The sequence below is a fragment of the Mediterraneibacter gnavus ATCC 29149 genome (assembly GCF_008121495.1).
GTDB classification, from domain to species: Bacteria; Bacillota; Clostridia; order Lachnospirales; family Lachnospiraceae; genus Mediterraneibacter; species Mediterraneibacter gnavus.
In genome coordinates this window covers 2,780,224-2,793,974 of the sequence record NZ_CP043051.1, presented here as the reverse complement: position 1 = coordinate 2,793,974, position 13,751 = coordinate 2,780,224, and the positions used below count along the sequence as shown (strand labels likewise).

The window sequence follows — 13,751 nt, the reverse complement described above, 5'->3', positions numbered from 1 at the left end:
GCCCTGTTTTATCTCGTGATCATTCTCTCACCCGGGGTATAAAAAACGGGGTGAAAAATCCGATGTAAGATTTTTCACCCCACTTTTCTATTTTCTTTTACAATCTCTTCGCGATTGCTTTGATAAATCCTTCACTGTTTAAGACTGTCGGATTCTCAATTGTTGTGATCAGTGCCAGATCTTTTGTCATCTCTCCTGCCTCAATCGTATCGATCGTAGCTTTTTCCAGTCTGTCAGCAAACTCCATCAATTCTTTGTTTCCATCCAGCTCTCCGCGTTTTCTCAGCGCTCCGGACCATGCAAAGATCGTTGCCACAGAGTTTGTAGAAGTCTCTTCCCCTTTTAAGTGCTTGTAATAATGACGCTGTACCGTACCATGTGCCGCTTCATACTCATAATACCCTTCCGGAGAAACCAATACCGATGTCATCATTGCAAGAGAACCAAATGCTGAAGACACCATGTCGCTCATCACATCACCGTCATAGTTCTTACATGCCCAGATAAATCCGCCCTCTGATTTCATCACACGCGCTACGGCATCATCAATCAATGTATAGAAATATTCGATTCCCGCTGCTTTAAACTTCTCATCATATTCTGCATCGTAGATTTCCTGGAAAATATCTTTAAATGTATGGTCATATTTCTTGGAAATTGTATCCTTTGTTGCAAACCAGAGATCCTGTTTTGTGTCCAGTGCATAATTGAAACAGCTTCTTGCAAAACTTTCAATCGACTCATTGACATTATGCATTCCCTGTACGATTCCTGCGCCTGTAAACTCATGAACCAGCTCTCTTGTCTGCGTTCCGTCTTCTGCTGTGTAGACCAGCTCCACTTTTCCAACACCCGGAATCTTCATCTCGGATCCTTTATACACATCCCCATATGCATGTCTTGCGATCGTAATTGGCTTCTTCCAGCTTTTTACACAAGGCTCAATTCCTTTTACAACAATCGGAGCACGGAAAACTGTTCCGTCTAAAATAGCGCGGATCGTACCATTTGGACTCTTCCACATCTCTTTGAGATCATACTCTTCCATACGCGCCGCATTTGGAGTGATCGTCGCACATTTGACTGCCACTTTATATTTTTTCGTCGCATTTGCAGAATCTACTGTCACCTGATCGTTCGTCTCATTGCGGTGCTCCAGCCCCAGATCATAATATTCTGTATTCAGGTCAATGTATGGCTCCAGAAGATCTTCTTTGATCATCTTCCAGAGAATTCTTGTCATCTCGTCCCCGTCCATTTCCACGATTGGTGTGGTCATCTTAATTTTTTCCATGTTCCGTATCCTCCTAAATTTCTTCGTATCCCTGTTTTTTCAAATTCTGCATCACATGCAGGATGTGTTCGTTTGCAAGCTGCTCTGCCAGATCTGCATCGTTGTCTCGAATCGCACGAAGGATCTGCTTGTGCTCTCTGATCGACTTTCTGGCTCTCTCCTCTGAAACGACAGAGTTTCTTCTTGCCTGCTGCACATATTTATGAAAATCCATCAGGACATGGCTTAAAATCCGGCTGTCCGATGCTTCATACAAAATCTTATGGAATTTGCCATCCAGATCTGTCACCTGGTCTGCATTATTTCCACTTACTTTTTTCATATGGAATTCTGATAGAAGAATCACTTCTTCCAGCTCATCCAGCTGTTCCTCCGTAATATGCTCTGTTGCCCATCTGGCACACAACCCTTCCAGCATAGAACGCAGGATATAGATATCTCTGATATCCTTGGATGAAATTCCGGTCACATACGCTCCTTTGTTCGGTATGATCGTGACCAGTCCTTCCAGCTCCAGCTGCCTGAGTGCCTCTCTGACCGGTGTCCGGCTTACCCCCAGCTCTTTTCCGAGTGTATTCTCCCGCAGTTCATCATGCTCTTTATATTTTCCGCTCAGTATGTCTTCGCGGAGTCTCTGGAACACACGGCTTCCCAGAGAATTATCCTGATATTCGCCCATTTTCTATCTGTCAGCCTCCCAGCTACAATTTTATATGCAGTTCCTTACATATACTATCTATTTTGGCAATTAATTCGTCATCTGTCAAGACTGTAACGCGACCTTCTTCATACTCCTTATCTACCCACTCTTTCAATCGGCTGACCAGTTCTGAATTTTTATCCACCTGACTGCCCTGCGGAAGTTTATAGTAGGCATTGATCCAGTAGGCGATTCCCGCCGCTCCGGATGTATTGGAAACAGAAACCAGCGCTGGGCGGTTCAGGAATTTGTCTGTATCAAATATATTATAGATCTCTTCATTTTTGAGCATTCCATCCGCATGGATTCCAGCTCTTGTGACATTAAAATTCTTTCCGACAAACGGTGTCCTCGATGGCACTCTGTATCCGATTTCCTTCTCATAATATTCAGCCAGCTCTGTAATAACCGTTGTATCCATTCCATCCAGTGTTCCTCGAAGCTGTGCATACTCAAATACCATTGCCTCTAAAGGTGTATTACCCGTACGCTCTCCGATACCAAACAAGGAACAGTTCACTCCGCAGGCTCCGTAAAGCCACGCTGTCGTCGAATTATTGACTGCTTTATAGAAATCGTTGTGTCCGTGGAATTCGATCAGTTCACTTGGCACGCCCGCATGTGTCATCAGACCATAGATGATTCCCGGAATAGAACGCGGAATCACTGCACCCGGGAAATTCACCCCATATCCCATCGTATCACAGACACGGATCTTGACCGGGATCTGATACTCTTCCATCAGCTTCATCAGTTCCAGACAAAACGGAATCACAAAACCGTAAATATCAGAACGTGTGATATCTTCCAGATGACATCTCGGCCGAACTCCGGTTTCCATGCACTCACGCACAACAGATAAATAATGTTCCATCGCTTCCCGCCTCGTCATCTTCAGCTTGTAAAAAATATGATAATCGGAACAGCTGACCAAAATCCCTGTCTCCTTGAGACCGATATCTTTTACCAGCTGAAAATCCTTTTTACTGGCACGGATCCAGCTTGTCACTTCCGGAAACTGATATCCTCTCTCCAGACATTTGTAGACCGCATCCCGATCTTTCTTGCTGTACAGGAAAAACTCACTCTGACGAATCTTTCCGTTAGGACCTCCCAGACGATGGAAATAATCATAAATCGTCACAATCTGCTCTGTTGTATAAGGAGCTCTGGACTGCTGTCCGTCTCTAAATGTCGTATCTGTGATCCAGATTTCATCCGGCATATTATGCGGCACAATACGGTCATTGAATGCAATCTTTGGGATTTCATCATAATGGAACAGATTCCGGAACACATTCGGCGTATCTACATCCACCAGTGGATACATGTGTTCTTCCAGTTCCAGAAGATTTGTGTGCTGATTCAAACGTACTTTTCTATTTTCCATGATTTTCTCCTCCGTCCACTCTTTAGCACTCTACTTAGTAAAAGTTCTTGTATAATTGTATACACTCATACATGTATTGTCAATAGTAATTTTTCTTACTATAACTGCAAAAGGCAGATGCCCTGATCCTTTCAATCAGATAACATCTGCCTTTTTCTCACACGATCACTCTTACTTTCAGAACACCTTCTACTGCTTCCAGTGCTTTCGCAATCTGTCCGGAAACCTCGGATTCTACGTCGATCATCGTATAAGCATATTCCTTCTTACTCTTATTTGCCATCAGGGAAATATTCATTCCCTCGCCTGCCAGAAGTGCTGTAAACTGTCCCAGCATATTCGGGATGTTGCGGTGCAGGATTGTAATTCTTGCTCCGCTTCCTTTCACTCCCATATCGCAGTCCGGATAATTTACAGAATGTGTAATATTTCCGTTCTGCAGATAATCCATCACTTCTGCAACTGCCATTTTGGCGCAATTATCCTCAGACTCTTCTGTGGAAGCTCCCAAATGCGGAATCACGATTGCGCCTCTGACACCTACGATCTCTTTTGTCGGGAAGTCCGTCACATAACTGCGCACTTTCTCAGATACTAAAGCATCCACGATATCTTCCTGATTGACCAGTACATCTCTCGCAAAATTCAGGATCACTACCCCGTCTTTCATCAGACTGATGGCGTCTTTGTTGATCATTCCTTTTGTATCGTCCAGTGCCGGAACATGAACGGTCAGATAATCGCACTCTTTGTACAATTCATCCACGGATTTTGCATGATGAATATTTCTGGAAAGCTTCCATGCCGCATCTACGGATACATACGGGTCATATCCATATACTTCCATTCCCAGATGTGTCGCTGCATTCGCCACCAGAACTCCGATCGCTCCCAGACCGATCACTCCTATTTTTTTTCCTTCCAGCTCCGTTCCTGCAAAAGCTTTCTTCTTCTTTTCTGTGATTTTTGCGATATCTCCGTCTTCTTCGTACTCCTGCACCCAGTTGATACCTCCGATAATGTCACGGGCTGCCAGAAGCATTCCTGCAATTACGAGTTCTTTCACACCATTTGCATTGGCTCCGGGTGTATTGAATACTACGATCCCTTTCTCCGCACAACGATCCAGAGGAATATTGTTCACACCTGCACCTGCTCTTGCCACAACTTTCAGGTTCTCCGGCAGTTCCATCTCATGCATAGATGCACTTCTGACCAAAATTGCGTCTGCCGCCTCTGCAGCCTCTGTTTTTTGATAGTTCTCTGTAAATTTATCGAGTCCAATCTGAGAGATTGGATTCAGGCAATGATACTGATACATACTACGCATTTTCCTCCTCAAACTTCTTCATAAACGCAACGAGAGCTTCTACTCCTTCATACGGCATTGCGTTGTAAATACTTGCACGCATTCCGCCTACAGTACGGTGTCCCTTCAGATTTTCCAGTCCGGCTTCTTTTGCTTCTTTCACAAATTTGGCATCCAGATCTTTGTCTCCTGTCACAAATGGAACATTCATCAGAGAACGGTCTTTTTTCTCCACGGTTCCTTTGAACAACTTACTTTCGTCCAGAAAATCGTACAACAGTTTAGCTTTCTTTTCATTTTTCTCTTTCATCGCAGAAAGGCCGCCCATCTTCTTCAGCCACTTAAACACTTTTCCGCAAATATAGATTCCGTATGCAGGCGGAGTGTTGTAGAGAGAATCCGCATCTGCATGCGTTTTGTATTTCAGCATCGTCGGTGTGCCTGGAAGCACATCTTCTGTGATCAGGTCTTCCCGGATAATCACGATCACAACACCTGCCGGTCCGATATTTTTCTGTACGCCTCCATAGATCACTCCATATTTTGTGACATCTACAGGCTCAGAGAGGAAACAGGAAGAAACGTCTGCAACCAGCGTCTTTCCTTTTGTATTCGGCAGTTCTTTAAATTTTGTTCCGTAAATCGTATTATTCTCACAGATGTATACATAATCTGCATCTTCTGAAACCGGAAGATCCGAACAGTCCGGAATATAAGAAAAAGTCTTGTCTGCAGAAGATGCGATCCGGTTTACGGTTCCATACTTTTCTGCCTCATCCGCTGCTTTTTTTGCCCACTGACCGGTCACAATGTAATCTGCCACCCGGTTCTTCATCAGATTCATCGGAATCATCGCAAACTGCTGAGATGCTCCGCCCTGCAAAAATAAAACCTTGTAATTGTCCGGAATATCCATCAGCTCTCTGAGATCTGCCTCTGCTTCCTGAATAATCGTCTCGAAGGCTTTCGAGCGATGACTCATTTCCATAACCGACATTCCGGTTCCTCTGTAATCTAACATTTCATCTGCTGCTTCTTTTAGCACTTCTTCCGGCAGCACTGCCGGTCCGGCTGAAAAATTGTACACTCTACTCATCTTCTTTTCCTCCTGAATTTCATTTTTATATTGAAACAAAGAAAATTTATTCTTCGTTCAAATCCATCTCATCAAACACTTCGCTGATCGCAGCTCCCGGCGCAACCATCGGCCACACCTTGTCATCCTGGTCGATCTGGCAGTCCAGCACAACAGGACGCTGCATCTTTACTGCTTTTGCAAAAGCGTCTGCAAACTCTTCTTTTGTTGTCACACGGATTCCTTCTGCTCCAAGCGCCTGTGCCAGCTTTACAAAATCCACCGCATCATCCAGGATTGTCTGGGAATAATGCTGATTGTAAAAGAGATTCTGCCACTGGCGTACCATACCAAGCACATGATTGTTCACCACGACCTGTACGATCGGAATCTGATATCTCGCAGCTGTTGCGATCTCATTCATGTTCATACGGAAACATCCGTCTCCGGCGATATTGACTACGGTCTTTTCCGGACAGCCCATTTTGGCTCCGATGGATGCGCCAAGTCCATATCCCATTGTTCCAAGTCCTCCGGATGACAAGAGCGTCCTTGGCTCTTTATATTTATAATACTGTGCAGCCCACATCTGATGCTGTCCTACTTCTGTCGTAATGATTGCATCTCCTTTTGTCTGCCTGTAAATCTCTTCTACGATATACGGACCGGTCAGCTTTCCATCCTCATACTGAAGCGGATATTCTTTCTGATACGCTGCAATCTGTTCCATCCACTCCGGATGTGACTGTTCCTCAAGTCTTGCATTCAACCGCATTAAAACTTCTTTCAAATCTCCGACGATTCCATGATCGATCAACACGTTTTTGTTCATCTCTGCCGGATCGATATCAATCTGCAAAATCTGTGCATTCTTCGCAAACTTTTCTGTATCGCTCGTTACACGGTCATCAAATCTGGCTCCTACCGCGATCAACAGATCGCACTCACTGACTCCATAGTTGGATGTCTTGGTTCCATGCATTCCGACCATCCCTGTGTAACGCGGATCTGTTCCCGGAAATGCTCCCTTTCCCATCAGAGTATCTGTCACCGGAGCATCCACCTTTTCTGCGAATTCACGCAATTCTCTGCTCGCCCCCGAAAGGACAACGCCGCCCCCTGCATAAATAAACGGCTTTTGGGATGCTTCGATCATCTCCACAGCACGTGAAAGTGCCTCCTCTGTGATGGTTTCCGTCTTTCTCGGCGGGAACTCTGCTTCCCGGGGAAGATATTCTGTCACGTTTGCTGTAATATCTTTCGGGATATCGATCAGAACCGGCCCGGGTCTGCCGCTGCGCGCGATCCGGAATGCCTTGCGGATTGTCTCTGCCAGTTTTTCCACATCCTTGACAATAAAGTTATGTTTGGTGATCGGCATGGTGATCCCTGCAATATCGATTTCCTGAAAGCTGTCTTTTCCAAGCAGGGAAACCCCTACATTACAGGTAATCGCTACGACCGGAATGGAATCCATATAGGCCGTTGCGATTCCTGTCACCAGATTCGTTGCCCCCGGGCCGCTGGTAGCCAGACACACTCCCACTCTGCCGGTTGCTCTTGCATACCCGTCTGCCGCATGCGCCGCACCCTGTTCATGGGAAGTCAGGATATGCCTGATTTCATTACTATGCTCATAGAGAGCGTCGTATACATTTAAAATTGCTCCCCCCGGATATCCGAATACAGTATCTACACCCTGTTCTTTCAGACATTCGATCACAATCTCTGCTCCATTTAACTGCATGATGCTCTCCTCCTAATTATTTTTCGGGATCTCCAGAATTGCGCCTCTGTTTCCGGAGGTAACCATAGACGCATACCTTGCCAGATATCCTGTCTTGACCTTTGGCTCCCTTGGCTGCCATGCAGCACGACGTCTTTCCAGTTCTTCCTCTGATACATCCAGCTCCAGTTTTAATTCCGGAATATTGATCTTGATGATATCCCCTTCTTCGACAAGCGCGATCGGTCCTCCAACTGCCGCTTCCGGTGACACATGTCCGATAGATGCACCTCTGGATGCTCCGCTGAAGCGACCGTCCGTGATCAGCGCAACCGAAGATCCAAGCCCATATCCTGCGATCGCAGAAGTCGGATTCAGCATCTCACGCATTCCCGGACCTCCTTTTGGTCCCTCGTACCGGATCACGATCACATCTCCCGGGTTGATCTTTCCGGATTTGATTGCTTCTGTAGCTTCTTCGTCACTCTCAAAAATCCTTGCAGGTCCTTCATGCACCAGCATCTCTGCACAGACTGCAGAACGTTTTACCACACTTCCGTCCGGCGCCAGATTTCCTTTGAGTACTGCCAGACCGCCTGTCTCACTGTACGGATTGTCAATCGGGCGGATTACCTCCGGATTTTTATTGACACATCCTTCGATGTTCTCTCCCAGTGTCTTTCCGGTCACAGTCATACATTCTGTATGAAGAAGTCCTTTTTTGTTCAGCTCATTCATCACCGCATAAACTCCGCCGGCCTCGTTGAGATCTTCCATGTATGTATGTCCTGCCGGAGCAAGATGGCACAGATTCGGAGTTTTCTCGCTGATCGGATTGGCAAAATCAATCTCAAAATCCATTCCGATCTCATGTGCAATCGCAGGAATGTGCAGCATACTGTTTGTGGAACATCCCAGTGCCATGTCCACTGTCAATGCATTTAAAATCGCTTCTTTTGTCATAATGTCTCTTGGGCGGATATTCTTTCTTACCAGCTCCATCACCTGCATTCCCGCATGTTTTGCAAGCTGCAGTCTTGCAGAATACACTGCCGGAATGGTTCCGTTTCCTTTCAGTCCCATACCAAGAGCCTCTGTCAGGCAGTTCATACTGTTTGCCGTATACATACCGGAACAGGAACCACAGGTCGGACATGCCTTTTCTTCAAACTCGCACACATCTTCTTCTGAAAATTTTCCTGCCGCATAAGAACCGACTGCCTCAAACATGCTGGAAAGACTGGTCTTGCTTCCCTTCACATGACCCGCCAGCATCGGTCCCCCGCTGACAAAAATCGTCGGAATATTCACACGGGCTGCTGCCATCAGAAGTCCCGGAACGTTCTTATCACAGTTCGGTATCATAACAAGTCCGTCAAACTGATGTGCCATAGCCAGTGCTTCTGTAGAATCCGCGATCAGATCTCTTGTCACAAGCGAATATTTCATCCCAATATGTCCCATGGCAATTCCGTCACAGACTGCAATCGCAGGAACCATGATCGGTGTTCCTCCTGCCATAGCAACTCCCATTTTAACAGCCTGTGTAATCTTATCCAGGTTCATATGCCCCGGCACGATCTCATTATAAGAACTCACAATTCCGATCAACGGCCGGTCCAGTTCTTCTTGTGTCATTCCCAGCGCATTGAACAGGGAACGGTGCGGCGCCTGCTGCATCCCCTTTGTTACAGTATCACTTCTCATCTTCTATCATCCTCTTTCCTTTTTTTGAATTTCTGTTTTTTCTATTGGATATATGCACAGATCCTGTCACCCATCTCGCGGGTATTGATCTGTATGCTTCCCTCTGACATAATATCGATCGTGCGGTAACCGTCTCTTAATACACGCTGTACCGCTTCCTCAATGGCATCTGCTTCCCTGTCAAGATCAAATGTAAACCGAAGCATCATAGCTGCTGACAGAATCGTCGCGATCGGATTGGCAATGCCTTTTCCCGCAATATCCGGAGCAGAGCCGCCGCTTGGCTCGTAAAGTCCGAATTTTGTCTCATTGAGACTTGCAGAAGAAAGCATTCCAATCGATCCAGTCACCATACTCGCCTCATCTGAAAGGATATCCCCAAACATATTCTCAGTCAGGATCACATCAAACTGTGCCGGATCCTTCACGAGCTGCATGGCACAATTATCCACCAGCATATGCTCCAGAGTCACTTCCGGATATTCCTTAGCCACCTCTTCCACAACGCTTCTCCAAAGTCTGGAGGAATCCAGCACATTTGCCTTATCCACACTGATCACTTTTTTTCTACGCTTCGCAGCGATGTCAAATCCCCGCTTCGCAATTCTTCGAATTTCTTCTTCATTATATGTAAGTGTATCGCAGGCAGTCATCACCCCGTCTATTTCTCTGGTGCTGCGCTCCCCAAAATACAGGCCGCCCGTGAGCTCCCGCATGATCATCAGATCAAATCCGTCTTTGATGATCTCCTCTTTCAGCGGACACGCTTCTTTAAGTTCTTCATACAATACTGCCGGTCTTAAATTTGCAAATAAATTCAGTTCTTTTCTGATTTTTAACAGTCCGGCTTCGGGACGTTTTGAAGGCTCCAGTTGATACCATGGAGAAGTCCTCGTATCTCCGCCGATCGAGCCCATCAAAACTGCATCACACAGCTTCGCTTTGCTGATCGTCTCATCTGTCAGTGGAACACCATGTACGTCAATGGATGCTCCGCCCATCAAAAGCTGTGTATACACACATTCATGTCCATAAACTTCTGCGATTCGATCCAGTACTTTCATCGCTTCTGTCACAATTTCCGGTCCGATTCCGTCTCCTTTGATCACTCCGATATTCAACTTCATAATACTCATCCTTCCAATTTTCAAAGTGTTATTCTAAATAATACCTCATTTCTTTTCTCATTTCAACCCTTTACCACACAAAAGTGCCAAAAAACAGAGCGAACTCTGTGAATTCCATAAACTTCTGTTTAAAAAAAGCTGTTCTACAGCCTCCGGCCATAAAACAGCTTCTCTTTTTTCTTATTCTGCGTTTGGTTTTTCAATCTGCGCGATTGCAGCTTTCTGCATCGGAATACGGCAGTTCTTATTGTTTCCAAACTCTACGATCACATCGTCATCTGTGATATCAATGATCACACCGTAAAATCCGCTTGTTGTCAATGCAGTATCTCCAACTTCCATAGAAGCCAGCATCGCCTGGATTCTCTTCTGCTCCTTTTTCTGAGGACGCATCATGAACCACCAGAGACCTCCGAATAATACTACATAAATTACAATAACACCTAACATCTTACCAGCACACCTCCACTTACCGTGATATACTCTTCATTTTGTCTCACACGCTTTCCTGCGTCCGACAATATTACCATTGTACACAAAAAATCATGATACTTCAAGTAAATTTTCTATAAACATTTGGAAAAGTGTCTATTTTCCGGACGTCATTCCTTCGATTTTTTTCTTTTTGTATACCTGATACTCTCCCGCTTCGATTGCTGCACGGATTTCTTCCATCATCGTGTTGTAGAAATACAGGTTGTGCAGTACACATAAGCGCATCCCCAGCATCTCTTTTGCTTTCAGAAGATGACGGATGTATCCCCTGCTGTAGCTTCTGCATGCCGGACACTGACATCCTTCCTCAATCGGTCTGTCATCCAGTTCATATTTTGCATTGAACAGGTTCAGCTTTCCATGGTTGGTATATACATGTCCATGGCGTCCGTTTCTGCTCGGGTAAACACAGTCAAAGAAATCGACTCCCCTGTCTACTGCCTCTAAAATATTGATCGGTGTTCCAACTCCCATCAGATAGGTCGGTTTCTGCTCCGGCAGATATGGAACAACCGCGTCCAGGATCCGGTACATCTCCTCATGACTCTCTCCGACTGCAAGCCCTCCGACTGCATAACCGTCCAGATCCAGATCCACGATCTGTTTTGCATGTTCGATCCGGATGTCTTCGTAAATTCCGCCCTGATTGATTCCAAACAGCATCTGGTGTGGGTTGATCGTATCCTGCAGAGTATTGAGCCGGTCCATTTCTGCTTTACACCGTTTCAGCCAGCGTGTCGTTCTTGCCACAGAATCCCGCATATACACTCTGTCTGCCACACTGGATGGACATTCATCAAATGCCATGGCAATGGTGGATGCCAGATTGGACTGGATCTGCATACTCTCTTCCGGTCCCATAAAAATCTTTCGCCCGTCAATATGTGAATTAAAATGCACACCTTCTTCTTTGATCTTGCGAAGGCCTGCCAGAGAAAACACCTGAAATCCGCCCGAATCTGTCAGAATCGGCTTGTCCCAGTTCATAAATTTGTGAAGTCCTCCCATTTTTTTCACCACTTCATCTCCCGGACGGACATGCAGGTGATACGTGTTTGAAAGCTCCACCTGGGTCTTGATTCCCCGGAGATCATCTGTCGATACCGCTCCTTTGATTGCTGCAGCAGTACCTACATTCATAAATACCGGCGTTTCAATCGTTCCGTGAACGGTATGAAAACGCCCCCGTTTTGCCCGTCCGTCTTTTTTGATCAACTCATACATAATTTCTTCTCCTTTATCTTCGTGAAAAAGGGGACCGCGCTCTCTCACGCTGCCCCTTTTTGTCTTTTTTCTATATCTGTTATGATTAGTAATGAATCACAACCGGTGTTCCCACACTGATCATTCCAAACAGAGCTGCTGCCTGATCCAGCGGCATATTGATACAGCCGTGAGACCCTGCTCCGTCCTTATAGCGCGTTCCGCCAAATGCAGCCTGCCAGGTTGCATCATGAAAACCAATTCCTGTCCAGGTCACGCGCATCCAATAGTTGACCGGTGTCTCATAAATCGGCTTTCCTGTGCTTGGATCGGTCTCTCCGATCAGCACCTCATCTCTGGTCATCTCCAGAATGTCATACACCCCTTCCGGTGTGATCCTCTCCGGAACCGGAACACCTGTCACCACATCTGTTTCCATTGCCACGCTTCCGTCTTTGATATACCACATGTGCTGGGTACTTAGATCAACCTCGATAAATGTAGTGCCCCAGTCCTGTTCTCCATGAGATTTTGCTGCACCTCCGGTATAGTATGCCGGCTCTCTTGTGACTACTTCACCGTTTTTGATGCTGTTCTGCAGATTGACAAGCTCTGTATCTTCATCAATCGACCATCCATATGTACCGCCTGTTACAGTCGTTGCCTTGCCGGTCGGTGTTGTCAGATTTCTCGTAGTCCCTACCGTATCGTATTTGTCACCAAACTCTGTAAACCATGCTTTCATGGCATCATTATCAAAAACCACATTCATATTGTCATCTACGCCGATCCATGTGGAAATCAGAGTCTTATCCACAACAACAGATTCTGACATGGTATAGGTAATGCTTGCCTTCAGATATTTGTTCATCGTATCACAGGCAGCCTGCACTTCCTTGGAATCTTTTGTGTATTTCGGACGTGCATAGCATCCTTCCTTCTCCATATCCAGTTCTGATCGAAATTCGGAAATATACTGGTTCACTTTTTCCTTCAGTACATCCATATCTACTGCCGTTCCATATACTTCCTCTTTGATCACATAAGTATCGCCCTGAAGCTCCGGTTTTGCGTTTTCTGCCGGAATCTGCTCTGCTGTCACTGCCTGCAGGTTCTGAATCTTTTCATTTAAAGCAGTTTCATCGAATGAAACAGCAATGGAAATCTTTTCTGATTTCTTTGAAAACAGCGCCAGCGGCCATGCAAAACCATTCTGCTTTTTCAACGCTTTCTCAATCTCATCGCTCTCTTTATATTGAAGAGAAATATCACTTCCTTTGATCACATCTGACTTACTGTCCTGCTCCTTAATGGTCAGTTTGTAGTCTTTTACCTGCTCTTTGATATATGCCTCCACAGATGATGCCGATCTTCCCGAAAAATCTTTTCCGTTGATCGTTGTATTTATATAGAAATGACTCATAAAAAATACAGAAATTCCAAGATATAAAAGCACCAGCACTCCGATGACTCCGCCTGCGATGATCCCCGCTTTTCTGGCCGGAAATCCACCTGAAGTCCTGCGAGACCTTTTCCTGTGTTTTGGGGAATTTGCTTTCGTCTCTTCAGAAACATCTTCAAAGTCTTCTTCTGTAAAAATCATGTCTTCTGTCTGCGGTCTTTTCGTTTTTTTTCTGATTTTTTCTTTCATCTGCTATTGCCGTTCTCCTTTCAGCCAGTATCTAGTCCTCATTATATTACGCTTTTCCTGAATTGTACAGAAAA

At 45.5% G+C, this 13,751-nt stretch carries 11 protein-coding genes; all 11 read right to left on the bottom strand.

What is annotated here, in order from left to right:
- Nucleotides 1-97: 97 nt before the first annotated feature.
- Nucleotides 98-1,294, bottom strand: coding sequence for an NADP-dependent isocitrate dehydrogenase (locus tag FXV78_RS13825; protein WP_004840770.1), 1,197 nt, complete (start codon nucleotides 1,292-1,294; stop codon nucleotides 98-100).
- Nucleotides 1,295-1,307: 13 nt separating this feature from the next.
- The gene (locus FXV78_RS13820) at nucleotides 1,308-1,973 is read right to left on the bottom strand and encodes a GntR family transcriptional regulator (RefSeq protein WP_004840771.1); all 666 of its coding nucleotides are present in this window, start codon (nucleotides 1,971-1,973) and stop codon (nucleotides 1,308-1,310) included.
- A gap of 22 nt (nucleotides 1,974-1,995) precedes the next feature.
- Nucleotides 1,996-3,384, bottom strand: coding sequence for a 2-isopropylmalate synthase (locus FXV78_RS13815; protein ID WP_004840772.1), 1,389 nt, complete (start codon nucleotides 3,382-3,384; stop codon nucleotides 1,996-1,998).
- A 157-nt stretch (nucleotides 3,385-3,541) separates the two neighbouring features.
- Nucleotides 3,542-4,705, bottom strand: coding sequence for a phosphoglycerate dehydrogenase (locus FXV78_RS13810; RefSeq protein ID WP_009243826.1), 1,164 nt, complete (start codon nucleotides 4,703-4,705; stop codon nucleotides 3,542-3,544).
- 1 nt (nucleotide 4,706) lies between these two features.
- Complete coding sequence (gene serC / locus FXV78_RS13805) at nucleotides 4,707-5,789, bottom strand: 3-phosphoserine/phosphohydroxythreonine transaminase (RefSeq protein WP_009243827.1); 1,083 nt, start codon at nucleotides 5,787-5,789, stop codon at nucleotides 4,707-4,709.
- A gap of 46 nt (nucleotides 5,790-5,835) precedes the next feature.
- Nucleotides 5,836-7,515 carry a biosynthetic-type acetolactate synthase large subunit gene (gene ilvB / locus FXV78_RS13800; RefSeq protein WP_004840776.1) on the bottom strand — a complete coding sequence of 560 codons (1,680 nt, stop codon included), beginning with the start codon at nucleotides 7,513-7,515 and terminating at the stop codon, nucleotides 5,836-5,838.
- Nucleotides 7,516-7,527: 12 nt separating this feature from the next.
- A complete protein-coding gene (gene ilvD, locus FXV78_RS13795; RefSeq protein ID WP_004840777.1) occupies nucleotides 7,528-9,201 on the bottom strand; it encodes a dihydroxy-acid dehydratase in 1,674 nt (557 codons plus the stop codon).
- A 41-nt stretch (nucleotides 9,202-9,242) separates the two neighbouring features.
- Nucleotides 9,243-10,328 (bottom strand): 3-isopropylmalate dehydrogenase, encoded by a 1,086-nt coding sequence (gene leuB, locus FXV78_RS13790; protein WP_009243829.1) that lies wholly within the window; start codon nucleotides 10,326-10,328, stop codon nucleotides 9,243-9,245.
- A 180-nt stretch (nucleotides 10,329-10,508) separates the two neighbouring features.
- Entirely contained in the window at nucleotides 10,509-10,778 is a 270-nt protein-coding gene (gene yajC, locus FXV78_RS13785) for a preprotein translocase subunit YajC (RefSeq protein ID WP_004840779.1), read from the bottom strand.
- 138 nt (nucleotides 10,779-10,916) lie between these two features.
- A complete protein-coding gene (gene tgt / locus FXV78_RS13780; RefSeq protein ID WP_022036847.1) occupies nucleotides 10,917-12,047 on the bottom strand; it encodes a tRNA guanosine(34) transglycosylase Tgt in 1,131 nt (376 codons plus the stop codon).
- 85 nt (nucleotides 12,048-12,132) lie between these two features.
- A complete protein-coding gene (locus tag FXV78_RS13775) occupies nucleotides 12,133-13,677 on the bottom strand; it encodes a L,D-transpeptidase family protein (RefSeq protein WP_004840784.1) in 1,545 nt (514 codons plus the stop codon).
- Between the last annotated feature and the right edge of the window lie 74 nt (nucleotides 13,678-13,751).

Coding starts and splice junctions, on each gene's coding strand:
- FXV78_RS13825 (WP_004840770.1), bottom strand. CDS start 1,294: ATGGAAAAAATTAAGATGACCACACCAATCGTGGAAATGGACGGGGAC.
- FXV78_RS13820 (WP_004840771.1), bottom strand. CDS start 1,973: ATGGGCGAATATCAGGATAATTCTCTGGGAAGCCGTGTGTTCCAGAGA.
- FXV78_RS13815 (WP_004840772.1), bottom strand. CDS start 3,384: ATGGAAAATAGAAAAGTACGTTTGAATCAGCACACAAATCTTCTGGAA.
- FXV78_RS13810 (WP_009243826.1), bottom strand. CDS start 4,705: ATGTATCAGTATCATTGCCTGAATCCAATCTCTCAGATTGGACTCGAT.
- serC (WP_009243827.1), bottom strand. CDS start 5,789: ATGAGTAGAGTGTACAATTTTTCAGCCGGACCGGCAGTGCTGCCGGAA.
- ilvB (WP_004840776.1), bottom strand. CDS start 7,515: ATGCAGTTAAATGGAGCAGAGATTGTGATCGAATGTCTGAAAGAACAG.
- ilvD (WP_004840777.1), bottom strand. CDS start 9,201: ATGAGAAGTGATACTGTAACAAAGGGGATGCAGCAGGCGCCGCACCGT.
- leuB (WP_009243829.1), bottom strand. CDS start 10,328: ATGAAGTTGAATATCGGAGTGATCAAAGGAGACGGAATCGGACCGGAA.
- yajC (WP_004840779.1), bottom strand. CDS start 10,778: ATGTTAGGTGTTATTGTAATTTATGTAGTATTATTCGGAGGTCTCTGG.
- tgt (WP_022036847.1), bottom strand. CDS start 12,047: ATGTATGAGTTGATCAAAAAAGACGGACGGGCAAAACGGGGGCGTTTT.
- FXV78_RS13775 (WP_004840784.1), bottom strand. CDS start 13,677: ATGAAAGAAAAAATCAGAAAAAAAACGAAAAGACCGCAGACAGAAGAC.